Below are 11,994 nucleotides of genomic sequence, written 5' to 3'. Positions count from 1 at the left end.
GCACACCGCCCAGAGTGTGAGAACGGGGTCGAGAAGGACGAACGCGCGCCCTACGGTGCGGGTATGACGGAAACCCCCACCAGCGGAGTCGGCACCAGCGGCGGCTCCCGAGGCGACGCCCCCACCGGGGCTGCCGGATCCAACCCCGCCAAGGAGTCCGAGTCCTACACGCACGGCCACCACGAGTCCGTGCTGCGCTCCCACCGGTGGCGCACCGCGGAGAACTCCGCCGGGTTCCTCCTGCCGCACCTGCGCGAGGACATGGACGTCCTCGACGTCGGCTGCGGGCCGGCGACCGTCACCGTCGACCTCGCCCAGCGCGTCCCGTCCGGCCGCGTCGTCGGCGTGGACGCCTCGGCGAAGGTCCTCGAGAGCGCGCGCGAGCTGGCCGCGCGGCGCAGCACCCCCAACATCACGTTCCAGCAGGCCAACGCCTACGAGCTGCCGTTCGCCGACGACACGTTCGACGTCGTCTACGCCCACCAGCTCCTGCAGCACCTGTCCGACCCGGTCGCTGCCCTGCGCGAGATGCGGCGCGTCACGAAGCCGGGCGGGCTCGTCGCCGTGCGCGACGCCGACTACGCCGCCATGACCTGGTACCCCGAGTCGCCCGGGCTCACCGAGTGGAACACGCTCTACCACGAGGTCACGCACACGTACGGGTTCGAGGCCGACGCCGGGCGCCGTCTCTTCGCGTGGGTCCAGGACGCCGGCTTCGACCCGGCCGGCATCGAGCCGTCGGCGAGCACGTGGTGCTACGCGACGCCCGAGGACCGCACCTGGTGGGGCGGGCTCTGGGCCGAGCGGTGCGTCGCCTCCAACTTCGCCGTGCAGGCCAAGGAGTCGGCGCTCGCGGACGACGTGGCGCTCGAGCAGCTCGCGCAGGACTGGCTGCGCTGGGCCGAGGAGCCGGCCGGCTGGTTCGCGGTGCTCAACGGCGAGGTGCTGGCCCGCGCGTGACGCCCGGCGCGCGTGACGCCCGGGTGAGGTGGGCTCGCGGCCGATAGCCTGTGCGCGTGCGCATCGCGAGATTCACCACCGGAGACGACCCCCGCTACGCCCTGGTCCAGCAGGAGGGCGACCGCACCTTCCTCGCGGTCCTCACCGGCGACCCGCTGTACATGCCCGTCACTCCGACGGGGGAGCGGATCGAATTGGGCGACGGCGTGCGCCTCCTCGCGCCGGTGATCCCGCGCTCGAAGGTGGTCGCCGTGGGCCGCAACTACGCCGACCACGCCCGCGAGATGGGCAACGAGGTGCCGCCGCGCCCCATGATCTTCTTGAAGCCCAACACCTCGGTGGTGGGCCCGGACGACCCGATCGTGCTGCCCGACTTCTCGCAGGAGGCGTCGTACGAGGCCGAGCTCGCCGTCGTCATCGGGCGGCTCGCGAAGGACGTCTCGCCCGACGCGGCGTCGGCGTACGTGCTCGGCTACACCGTCGCGAACGACGTCACCGCGCGCGACGCGCAGCGCACCGACGGCCAGTGGGCGCGCGCCAAGGGCTTCGACTCGGCGTGCCCGCTCGGGCCGTGGATCGACACGGACCTCGACCCCGAGGACGTCGCCGTGCGCAGCCGCGTCAACGGCGAGACCAAGCAGGACGGCCGCACGCGCGACATGGTGTTCGACGTCGCCTACCTCGTCTCCTACATCTCCGAGGCGATGACGCTCCTGCCGGGCGACGTCATCCTCACCGGCACGCCCGCCGGCGTCGGCCTCATCGACGCCGGCGACCGTGTCGAGTGCGAGGTCGAGGGCATCGGCGTGCTCAGCAACCCGGTCCTGCGCCGGGGCTGAGGCCGGGCGAGAGGCGTCCGGGCCGGGGGGAGCGGCCCGCGTCAGGCAACTAGGCTGGGCCGCGTGATCCCCGCACCTGGTTCCTCGCCCGTCCGTGTCCGCTTCTGCCCGTCCCCGACCGGGACGCCGCACGTGGGGCTGATCCGCACCGCGCTGTTCAACTGGGCGTACGCGCGGCACGTGGGCGGCACGTTCGTGTTCCGCATCGAGGACACCGACGCGGCGCGCGACAGCGAGGAGAGCTACCAGCAGCTCCTGGACGCGCTGCGCTGGCTCGGGCTCGACTGGGACGAGGGCGTCGAGGTCGGCGGGCCGCACGCCCCGTACCGGCAGTCGCAGCGCGCCGACCTGTACCAGGACGTGATCCGCCGGCTCGTCGAGGGCGGCCACGTCTACGAGTCGTTCTCGACGCCCGAGGAGGTCGACGCGCGCAACGCGGCGGCGGGCATCAAGACCAAGGGCTACGACAACTTCGACCGCGCGCTCACCGAGGAGCAGCGCGAGGCGTTCCGGGCCGAGGGCCGCGAGGCGGTGCTGCGCCTGCGCATGCCCGACGAGGACATCACCTTCACCGACCTCGTGCGCGGCGAGATCACGTTCAAGGCCGGGTCGGTCCCGGACTACGCGATCGTGCGCGCCAACGGTCAGCCGCTCTACACGCTCGTCAACCCGGTCGACGACGCGCTCATGGGCATCACGCACGTGCTGCGCGGCGAGGACCTGCTCTCCTCGACGCCGCGCCAGATCGCGCTGTACCGGGCGCTGCTGGAGATCGGCGTCGCGACGGTGATGCCGGAGTTCGGCCACCTGCCCTACGTCATGGGGGAGGCGAACAAGAAGCTCTCGAAGCGTGACCCCGAGTCGAACCTGTTCCTGCACCGCGAGCGCGGCTTCACGCCCGAGGGCCTGCTCAACTACCTCGCGCTGCTGGGCTGGTCCATCTCGCCCGACAACGACATCTTCTCGGTCACGGAGATGATCGAGGCGTTCGACGTGCACGACGTCCTGCCCAACCCCGCGCGCTTCGACCTCAAGAAGGCCGAGGCCATCAACGCGACGCACGTGCGGATGCTCGCGCCCGAGGACTTCCGCGACCGCCTCGTGCCGTACCTGCACGCGGGCGGCCTCGTGCCCGCGGACTCGTTCGCGGACCTCGAGCCGCGCCACCGCGAGCTGCTCACCGCGGCCGCGCCGCTCGTGCAGGAGCGCATGGTCCTGCTCGGCGAGTCCGTCGGGATGCTCGGCTTCCTCTTCACGGCCGACGACGCCCTGGAGGTCGACGAGGACGCGCGCAAGGGGCTCAAGGAGTCCGCACCGCAGGTGATCGACGCCGCGATCGCCGCGCTCACCCCGCTCGACGACTTCCGGACCGAGCCGATCCAGGACGCGCTGAACGCGGCGATCGTCGACGGGCTGGAGATCAAGCCGCGCCTCGCGTTCACGCCGCTGCGCGCTGCGGTGAGCGGGCGCCGCGTGTCGCCGCCGCTGTTCGAGTCGATGGAGCTGCTCGGCAAGGAGTCGACCCTCGCGCGCCTGCAGCGGCTGCGGGCCTCGCTGTGAGCGGGGCGGGCGCGGTGCCCGGCGCGGCGCCTCTCGAGGGGGTGCTGTTCGACGTCGACGACACGCTCGTCGACACGATGGCCGCGTTCGGGGCGGCGATCACCGCGGCGTCGCGCGTGTGGCTGCCGCACCTGCCCGAGGACCGGCACCCCGAGGTCCTCGCGCTGTGGCGGGCCGACCCGAACGGTCACTACCGCGCGTACACGCGCGGCGAGGTCGACTTCGACGCGCAGCGGATGGCGCGCGCCAACGAGCTCCAGGCGGCGTTCGGCGGCGAGCTGCTCGACGACGCCGCGTACGTGGACTGGAAGGACCTCTTCTGGGGCACGTTCGAGCAGTCGTGGACGGCGTTCGACGACTCCCGGCCTGTGCTCGACGCGCTCGCGTCCGCCGGCGTGCGGGTCGGGTCGCTGACGAACGCGCGCGTCGAGCTCCAGACGCGCAAGCTCGCCGCCGCTGGGTTGGAGGACGTGCCTCTGCTCGTCGGCGTCGACACGCTCGGCTTCGGCAAGCCCGACCCTCGTGTCTTCGCCGAGGCGTGCCGGCGGCTCGGCACCGACCCGGCGCGCACCGCCTACGTGGGCGACGAGCTCGACGTCGACGCCCGCGCCGCGCTCGCGGCCGGCCTCGTCGGCGTGTGGCTCGACCGCCCCGGCACGCGCCGCGGCGGTCCGCACCCGGAGGACCCGGACGCCGCCCGCGCGTCGGGCGTGCACGTGCTGCACGGCCTCGCGGACCTGGCCGCCGTCGTCGGCGTCGCCGCGCCCACCGGCGAGCCTGCCCCGACGCCGAGATAGAGCTTCCGGTCGCGAGGTAGAGCTCTGTGGCCTCTATCTCGCGACCGGAAGCTCTATCTCGCGTGCCCGGCTCGGCCGCGTCGCACGCGCTCAGGTGAGGAGCAGGACGCCGGCGAGCGCCGTCGTCGTCACGACGACGGCGGACAGCCCGCCGAGCGCGAGCGAGCGACGGCCCGTGCGCAGCAGGCGGGGGACGTCGACCCCGAGCCCGAGCGCGAACATCGCCGCGGTGAACGCGGCCGTCGTCACGAGCGCGGCCACGTCGATGACGACGGCGGGCAGCACTCCGGTCGAGCGCAGCGCCACGGCCACGAGGAACCCGACCACGAACCACGGGACCGGACCGACGCGCGCCCGCCCGCCGGCCGGTCGTGCGTCGTCCGCTCCCCGTCCCGCTCGCCCGTCTTCGCCCGCCCGCCGTGCCGCGACGAGGCCGGCGCCCGTCACGACGGGGGCGAGCAGTGCCACGCGGGCGAGCTTGGCGACCGTCGCCGTCGCGAGCGCGGCGCCCGAGATGGACCCCGCGGCGGTGACCACCTGCGCCACCTCCTGCACGCTCGCGCCGATCCACAGCCCTGCCCGGTCGTCGTCGAGGCCGATCAGCGTGGCGAGCCAGGGCAGGACGGCGATCGCGAGCGTGCCGTAGACCGTCACGAGCGCGAGCGCGGTCGCGACCGCGTCGTCGTCCTCGCGCACCTGCGCGGGCGTGCGCCCGGGCCGGGCGACGACGCCCTGCATCGCCGAGATCGCCGCCGCGCCGCAGATCGAGAACCCGGTGGCGACGAGCAACGCGGCCGTCCGCGGCACGCGCAGCACGCGCCCGAGCGCGAGGGTCGCGACGAACGTGACGGCGAGCGTCGTGGTGACCACGACGAGCCCGCGCCACCCGAGCGTGAGGACGTCGGGGAGGGACAGCTGGAGCCCGAGGAGGACCACGCCGGCGCGCAGCACGGTCGATGCGGTCCACGCGACGCCGGGGCGGACCGCGGCCGCCGCGGCCACCGTACGGGCGCCGCGGGCGCGCCCCAGGGCGAGCGAGCCCACCGCGGCACCCGCGACGAGCGCGACGACGAGCGGCGACACGGTCGGCACGAGCCGGGACATCAGCAGGAGCACGGCCGTGGCGAGCCCGGTCGCGACGAGCCCCGGCAGCAGGCGGGGCGTGGGGGCGGCGCCGTCCGGGGTCACGACGCCGGGCGCGGCGTGCACGGTCGGGCTCGGGTCCGTGGGCATGCTCCCACCCTGGGAGGCGCTGGGGGCGGTTCGGAAGGGCGAGGTGGCGAGTCCGCCATAGGATTCACCTATGGCTTCCGGATCCCGTGCCGCCAGGACGTCGCTCGGCACCCTCGAGCTGCTCGTCGCGACGGACTCGCACGGCTCGATCAGCGCGGCGGCGCGCGCCCTCGGCATCGCCCAGCCGACCGCCTCGGCGGGTTTGCGGGCGCTCGAGCGGCGCGTGGGTCACGAGCTGCTCGAGCGCACGACGCGCGGCGCCCGGCTCACCGAGACGGGCCGTGCGACCGCGGCGTGGGCGCGGGAGGTGATCGAGGCGTCCGACCGGTTCGAGCGGTCCGTCGCGTCACTGCGTGAGCGTCCCGTGGAGCGTACGCGCGTGGCGGCGAGCCTCACGGTCGCGGAGTACCTCGCCCCGCGCTGGCTCGCGCGGCTGGCGCTGTCCGGGCAGCCCGGCAGGGGAGGGCAGGCGGCGCCCGACGTCGAGCTCGTGGTGCGCAACTCGCGCGACGTCGCCGAGGCGGTCCTCGCGGGCGAGGTCGAGCTGGGCTTCGTGGAGAGCGCGACGCTGCGGCGGGGCCTGCGCAGCCGCACGATCGCGCACGACGAGCTCGTGGTCGTCGTCGGGCCCGGCCACCGCTGGGCCCGGCGCAGCGCGCTGCGCGTCGACGAGCTGCTGACGGGCGGTCTCGTCGTGCGCGAGCGCGGGTCGGGCACGCGCGAGACCCTCGAGCGCGGCCTCGCGGCCCTCGGCGCACGGCTGCCCGAGCACCTGCCGCACCTGGGGTCGACCGCCGCCCTCAAGACCGCGGTGCAGCACGGCGGCGCCGTGGCGGCGCTCTCCAGCCTGGCCGTCGCCGACGACGTGGCGCGTGGGGCGCTCGTGCGCCTCGCCGTGCCCGGTCTGGGGCTGGAGCGTCGGCTGCGCATGGTCTGGAAGGACGGGGCGGCCCTCTCCGCGGGCGCGCGGCGCATCGCCGCGGCGGCCGGCTCGACCGCCGGCTGACCGGGTGCCCGCCTCCGGCGGAGGGCCCGGTTGCCGGGAGCGACGCCCGCCCGGAGAGTGGGCCGATGCGCACCCTCGATCTCGGCACCCGTGTCCCTGCTTCCGTGATCGGCCTCGGGACCTGGCAGTTCGGCTCCCGCGAGTGGGGCTACGGCGACGACTTCGCGGACCGGCGCGCAGGGGACATCGTGCGGCGCGCGCTCGAGCTCGGGGTGACGTTCGTCGACACCGCGGAGCTCTACGGGTTCGGTCGCAGCGAGCGCATCCTCGGCGAGGCGCTGGGGGAGCGGCGCGAGGACGTGGTCGTCGCGACCAAGCTCTTCCCCGTCCTGCCCGTGGCCCCCGTCGTCGAGCAGCGCGCGGTCGCGTCGGCGGACCGGCTCGGCGTGCGCCGGATCGACCTGTACCAGGTGCACCAGGCCAACCCGGTCGTGCGGGACGGCCCGACGATGCGCGGCATGGCGGCGCTGCGGCGCACCGGTCTCGTCGACCAGGTCGGCGTCTCGAACTACTCCCTCGAGCGCTGGCAGGCCGCCGAGCGTGCGCTCGGCGCCCCGGTGGTGAGCAACCAGGTCGAGTACTCGCTCGTGCGGCGCGCGCCCGAGGCGGACCTGCTTCCGTGGGCGCGCTCGCGGGGCCGGGTCGTCATCGCCTACAGCCCGCTCGGTCAGGGCGTGCTCTCGGGGCGATACACGCCCGACGACCGGCCGCGGGACACCGTGCGGCGTGCGAACCCGCTGTTCGCACCTGAGAACCTCGAGCGGATCGCGCCGTTGCTCGACACGCTGCGGCAGGTGGCCGACGCGCACGGCCTCACGCCGTCGCAGGCCGCGCTCGCCTGGGTGGTGGCCCGGCCGGGCGTGCTCGCGATCCCGGGGGCCTCGAGCGTCGAGCAGCTGGAGAAGAACGTGGAGGCGGGCACGGTGCGCCTCGCCGACGACGAGGTGGCGGCGCTCGACGCGGCGTCGGACGCCTTCGAGCCCGTCGGTGCGCCCGAGCGCGTGCGCGGAGCGGTGCGGCGCCGGCTGCGCGGCGCATTTGGTCCCCGTCCACGACTCCGGTAATGTTCTCGCCCGGTGAGACCTCCACGGAGCGCCTCACCGAGCACCGTGTCATCGGCCGTCGACCCTTCTGGATCGGCACCGGTGATACCACCATGGGGTATGGTGTAATTGGCAGCACGAGTGATTCTGGTTCACTTAGTCTAGGTTCGAGTCCTGGTACCCCAGCGATGAGCTCCGGCTCTGGAACGAGCGGTCAGAACGGCTCGGAACATGAGGTAGAGTTCTCACCGGTGAAACGGTCCCAGCGGATCGAGCAGCCACAGGCCCCCATCGTCTAGCGGCCTAGGACGTCGCCCTCTCACGGCGGTAACACGGGTTCAAATCCCGTTGGGGGTACATCGGAAAGGCCCGGTCATCACACGATGACCGGGCCTTTCGCGTGTCCCACAAGGCTCTTCGCGTGTCCCACAAAGCACGGGGTCGCCGTCCGGCATCGCCATCGCCGTCCGGCATCACCGGGGTGGTTCCGCGCGCCAGATGTGACGTCCGTCGCTACGCTCGCGAGCATGGTGCGACTCCTGATCCGCCTCGCCATCCTGCTGGTGTCGGCCGCCCTGGGACTCCTCGCCGCGTCGGCGCTCGTCGACGGGGTCGAGGTCACCGCGACGGGGTTCGTCGTGGTGGTCGGCGTCTTCACCGTCGCCCAGGCCGTGCTCTCACCCTTCATCGCCAAGACGGCAGCGCGCTACGCGCCCGCCTTCCTCGGCGGCATCGGCCTCGTGTCGACGTTCGTCGCGCTGCTCGTCGCCTCCCTCGTCGGAGACAGCCTGCGGATCACCGGGGGTGCCGTGCCCTGGATCCTCGCGACGCTCGTCGTGTGGCTCGTGACGGCGCTCGCCACCTTCCTCCTGCCGATGTTCTTCCTCAAGGAGAAGCTGGGCGACCGTCGTGGCGACGGGGACGGTCCGGCGGCCCGGGCGGCCCGGGGCTGAGCCCGTCCGGGGCGGGCGTCGCGGCCGGCTCCGCGGGTCGCGGCGCCACCCGCACGTACGGTGCGCGCTGCTCGTCCGAGACCTCCCACCCGCGCTCGTCGTCGTCCGCGGGGCGTGCGACCGGCAACGGCTGCGTCGGGCCGCTCGCCACCCGCGCGTCGTGCGGTGCCACGGACGGAGGCGGAGCCGACGGCGGGCCCGGGGCTGCCGGTGGCGCGGTCGGCGGGGGCGGGGGCACCGGGGGGACGGCCCCCGCCGGCGCAGGAACGGCACCGCGCGCGCGGGACGCGACGCCTGCCGGCCCGAAGAGCGTGTCGCAGATCTGGCGGTAGGTCGCCTCCGGGTGCGCGACCCAGTCGATCTGCCGCAGCGCCTGGTCCTGTCCCGCGGACTCGAGCAGGAACTGCCCGTACCCGAGGACGCGCCCGGCGGGGGAGCGCCCGTAGTTCATGTCGGTGACCTTGGTGAGCGGCATCATCGCCACCTTGTGCGTGATCAGCCCGTAGAGCAGCAGCAGGCGCTTGTCCGTGGCGACGAACCACTCGTTGCGCCACTCGAAGACCTTCCACACCAGCCGGGCGGCGACCAGCAGCCAGAGGCACCCGAGGGCCAGCACGGCGTCGCGCGCGCCCGCGCCGACCTGGACGCCGACCCAGACGACGGCGAGCAGCGCGGCGAGCGTCGTCGCGACCGGTTCGAGCAGCATGCCCCAGTGGTGGCGCGTCGCGACCACCACCCGCTCGCCGCTCAGCACGTAGCGGTCGAGCATCCGGCTGCGTGGCCGGCCACGGGCGGCGGCCACCGGGTCAGTCCAGGAGCGAGCTGAAGAACTGGCCGATGCTGCGGAACGCTCCGAGGACGACGTCCCAGACGCCCTCGAGGATGTCGGCGGCGCGTTCCGGGCTCGTCACGATCGCGTACAGCGCGAAGATCACCAGCGCCCAGATCAGGATCGCCTTCACCTTGGGATGCATCGGGGTCCTCCCGTGTCAGGGGTCGGGTCGGCAGTCGTCGCGCACCCCCTGCTCGGACCATGTGGGGCGGCCCGCACAGCATGACAGCATTCCGGGTGATTGTGACAGGGTCTGTCCCGTTTGTGTCACCCGCCGCGCCGGGCGGTGACGGGAGCCTGCGCGGTCCGGCCGGGCGGCGGCGGTGCGGCTCGCCCGGACCGCGACGAGCAGCCCTACTCGCCCGCGCGGCGCAGCACCTCGGTGAGCCGGTTGGCCGCGGCGACGACCGAGCCGGAGTGCAGGCGCCCCGGCTGGCGCGTGAGCCGCTCGACGGGCCCGGAGATCGACACCGCCGCGACGACGCGGCCCGAGGGCCCGCGCACGGGGGCGGAGACCGACGCGACCCCGAGCTCGCGCTCGGACACCGACTGGGCCCAGCCGCGCCGTCGGACGCCGGAGAGGATGGTCGCCGTGAACACGGCCTCGCGCAGCCCGCGGTGCAGGCGGTCGGGCTCCTCCCACGCGAGGAGGATCTGCGCGGCGGACCCGGCGCCCATCGTCAGCGTCGCGCCGACGGGGATGGAGTCGCGCAGACCCACGGGGCGCTCCGCCGCGGCGACGCAGATGCGGTGGTCACCCTGACGGCGGTAGAGCTGCGCGCTCTCGCCCGTGTGGTCGCGCAGGGCCGTGAGCACCGGGTTCGCGGCGGCCAGCAGGCGGTCCTCGCCGGCGGCCGTGGCGAGCTCGTTGAGGCGCGGCCCGAGGACGAAGCGACCCTGCATGTCGCGCGCGACCATGCGGTGGTGCTCGAGGGCGACGGCGAGGCGGTGCGCCGTCGGGCGGGCGAGACCCGTGGCCGTGACGAGCTGCGCCAGGGTGGCCGGTCCGGACTCCAGGGCGCCCAGGACCGAGGCGGCCTTGTCCAGCACGCCGACTCCGCTAGTATTGTCCATAGGTCGATATTGACGTCTCACGCAATGAGATGCAAGTCGACGGGGCACGGTCCAAGCGCTGGACGGTTCCCCGGAGCCGTGATCGAAGGGCGGACCATCGGTCCAGCGGCGCCCGTGCCCCCGCGGGAGACGCCGTGACACACGACGAGGAGTTGAGCAGCATGGCCGGCACGCTGGCGGAGAAGGTCTGGGACGCGCACCTGGTGCGCCGCGGCACCGACGGGTCGCCCGACCTCCTCTACATCGACCTCCACCTCGTGCACGAGGTCACGAGCCCGCAGGCGTTCGAGGGCCTGCGCCTCGCCGGGCGCCCGGTCCGCCGGCCCGACCTCACGATCGCGACCGAGGACCACAACACCCCGACGCTCGACATCGACCTGCCGATCGCGGACCTCACGAGCCGCACGCAGATCGACACGTTGCGCAACAACGCACGCGAGTTCGGCGTCCGGATCCACTCGCTCGGCGACGCGGACCAGGGCATCGTCCACCAGGTCGGCCCGCAGCTCGGCCTGACGATGCCCGGCCTGACGGTCGTGTGCGGCGACTCGCACACCTCGACGCACGGCGCGTTCGGCGCGCTCGCGTTCGGCATCGGCACGTCCGAGGTCGAGCACGTGCTCGCCACGCAGACGCTCCCGCTCGCGCCGTTCAAGACCATGGCGATCAACGTCGACGGCGCGCTGCCCCCGGGCGCCACGAGCAAGGACATCATCCTCGCGATCATCGCCAAGATCGGCACGGGCGGCGGGCAGGGCTACGTCCTGGAGTACCGCGGCGAGGCCATCCGGTCGCTCTCCATGGAGGCGCGGATGACGATCTGCAACATGTCGATCGAGGCCGGGGCGCGCGCCGGCATGATCGCCCCGGACGAGACGACCTTCGAGTACCTCAAGGGCCGTCCGCACGCGCCCGAGGGCGCCGACTGGGACGCCGCCGTCGAGTACTGGCGCACGCTGCGCTCGGATGACGACGCCGTGTTCGACACCGAGGTCACGCTCCGCGCATCCGACCTCGAGCCGTTCGTCACGTGGGGCACCAACCCGGGGCAGGGCCTGCCGATCTCGGCGACCGTGCCGGTGCCGTCGGAGATCGCCGACGAGAACGAGCGCGTCGCCGCCGAGCGCGCCGTGGAGTACATGGGCCTCACGCCCGGGCAGCCGCTGCGCGAGATCTCCGTCGACACGGTGTTCATCGGCTCGTGCACCAACGGCCGTATCGAGGACCTGCGGTCCGTGGCCAAGGTGCTGCAGGGCCGCCGCAAGGCCGACGACGTGCGCGTGCTGGTCGTCCCCGCCTCGGCGCGCGTGCGCCTGCAGGCCGAGGCCGAGGGCCTCGACGTGATCTTCAAGGAGTTCGGCGCCGAGTGGCGCAACGCCGGCTGCTCGATGTGCCTCGGCATGAACCCCGACCAGCTGCAGCCGGGGGAGCGCGCGGCCTCGACGTCGAACCGCAACTTCGAGGGCCGCCAGGGCAAGGGCGGGCGCACGCACCTCGTCTCGCCGCTCGTCGCGGCGGCCACGGCCATCCGCGGCACGCTCTCGTCCGTCTCGGACCTCGACCTGCCCGACGACGTCGACCTCACCTCGTTCGACGGCACCCCGCTCGCGCCGCTCGACCCGCGCGTCCTCGTGCAGGTCTGAGCCGACCGCCTCCGCCCGCGCCCGCCACCCCGAAGCCCCGAAGAAGGTCCCGCC

Annotated in this window: 12 protein-coding genes and 2 tRNA genes; 10 read left to right on the top strand and 4 right to left on the bottom strand. The window is 73.9% G+C overall.

What is annotated here, in order from left to right; genetic code table 11:
- Positions 1-63: 63 nt before the first annotated feature.
- The 4 genes from ACFTZA_RS12955 (at position 64) to ACFTZA_RS12940 (ending at position 4,156) form a co-directional block, all read left to right on the top strand.
- The gene (locus ACFTZA_RS12955; RefSeq protein ID WP_378195282.1) at positions 64-960 is read left to right on the top strand and encodes a methyltransferase domain-containing protein; all 897 of its coding nucleotides are present in this window, start codon (positions 64-66) and stop codon (positions 958-960) included.
- Positions 961-1,016: 56 nt separating this feature from the next.
- Entirely contained in the window at positions 1,017-1,799 is a 783-nt protein-coding gene (locus ACFTZA_RS12950; protein ID WP_378195279.1) for a fumarylacetoacetate hydrolase family protein, read from the top strand.
- A 63-nt stretch (positions 1,800-1,862) separates the two neighbouring features.
- Positions 1,863-3,359: a glutamate--tRNA ligase gene (gene gltX / locus ACFTZA_RS12945; protein WP_378195276.1), complete on the top strand. Its 1,497-nt coding sequence runs from the start codon at positions 1,863-1,865 to the stop codon at positions 3,357-3,359.
- Positions 3,356-4,156, top strand: coding sequence for an HAD family hydrolase (locus tag ACFTZA_RS12940; protein WP_378195273.1), 801 nt, complete (start codon positions 3,356-3,358; stop codon positions 4,154-4,156). Before gltX ends, ACFTZA_RS12940 begins: the two co-directional genes overlap by 4 nt.
- A 90-nt stretch (positions 4,157-4,246) precedes the next feature.
- Here ACFTZA_RS12940 and ACFTZA_RS12935 read toward each other — a convergent pair whose 3' ends face one another.
- Positions 4,247-5,389 (bottom strand): YeiH family protein, encoded by a 1,143-nt coding sequence (locus ACFTZA_RS12935; RefSeq protein ID WP_378195270.1) that lies wholly within the window; start codon positions 5,387-5,389, stop codon positions 4,247-4,249.
- Positions 5,390-5,459: 70 nt separating this feature from the next.
- On the opposite strand from ACFTZA_RS12935, the gene ACFTZA_RS12930 reads away from it, so the two are divergent.
- From ACFTZA_RS12930 to ACFTZA_RS12910, 5 genes are all read left to right on the top strand, one after another.
- A complete protein-coding gene (locus ACFTZA_RS12930; protein ID WP_378195266.1) occupies positions 5,460-6,395 on the top strand; it encodes a LysR family transcriptional regulator in 936 nt (311 codons plus the stop codon).
- Positions 6,396-6,460: 65 nt separating this feature from the next.
- Positions 6,461-7,459 (top strand): aldo/keto reductase, encoded by a 999-nt coding sequence (locus tag ACFTZA_RS12925; RefSeq protein ID WP_378195263.1) that lies wholly within the window; start codon positions 6,461-6,463, stop codon positions 7,457-7,459.
- A 93-nt stretch (positions 7,460-7,552) separates the two neighbouring features.
- Positions 7,553-7,624, top strand: a tRNA-Gln gene (locus ACFTZA_RS12920).
- A gap of 98 nt (positions 7,625-7,722) precedes the next feature.
- Positions 7,723-7,795: transfer RNA gene (locus ACFTZA_RS12915), tRNA-Glu, on the top strand.
- 170 nt (positions 7,796-7,965) lie between these two features.
- Complete coding sequence (locus tag ACFTZA_RS12910; protein ID WP_378195260.1) at positions 7,966-8,391, top strand: hypothetical protein; 426 nt, start codon at positions 7,966-7,968, stop codon at positions 8,389-8,391.
- Here ACFTZA_RS12910 and ACFTZA_RS12905 read toward each other — a convergent pair.
- The 3 genes from ACFTZA_RS12905 to ACFTZA_RS12895 all read right to left on the bottom strand — a co-directional run bounded on the left by ACFTZA_RS12905 (position 8,324) and on the right by ACFTZA_RS12895 (position 10,297).
- Complete coding sequence (locus ACFTZA_RS12905) at positions 8,324-9,160, bottom strand: PH domain-containing protein (protein ID WP_378195256.1); 837 nt, start codon at positions 9,158-9,160, stop codon at positions 8,324-8,326. The two genes, ACFTZA_RS12910 and ACFTZA_RS12905, sit on opposite strands and share 68 nt — an antisense overlap.
- Positions 9,161-9,197: 37 nt before the next feature.
- The gene (locus ACFTZA_RS12900) at positions 9,198-9,365 is read right to left on the bottom strand and encodes a hypothetical protein (RefSeq protein ID WP_378195253.1); all 168 of its coding nucleotides are present in this window, start codon (positions 9,363-9,365) and stop codon (positions 9,198-9,200) included.
- Between the two features lie 212 nt (positions 9,366-9,577).
- Positions 9,578-10,297: an IclR family transcriptional regulator gene (locus ACFTZA_RS12895; RefSeq protein WP_378195250.1), complete on the bottom strand. Its 720-nt coding sequence runs from the start codon at positions 10,295-10,297 to the stop codon at positions 9,578-9,580.
- A gap of 161 nt (positions 10,298-10,458) precedes the next feature.
- On the opposite strand from ACFTZA_RS12895, the gene leuC reads away from it, so the two are divergent.
- On the top strand, positions 10,459-11,940 hold the full coding sequence (leuC, locus tag ACFTZA_RS12890; protein ID WP_378195247.1) for a 3-isopropylmalate dehydratase large subunit: 1,482 nt from the start codon (positions 10,459-10,461) through the stop codon (positions 11,938-11,940).
- Positions 11,941-11,994: the final 54 nt, after the last annotated feature.

The organism is Cellulosimicrobium sp. NPDC057127 (assembly GCF_042670945.1).
Classification (GTDB): domain Bacteria; phylum Actinomycetota; class Actinomycetes; order Actinomycetales; family Cellulomonadaceae; genus Cellulosimicrobium.
This window is presented reverse-complemented; position numbering and strand designations above follow the sequence as displayed.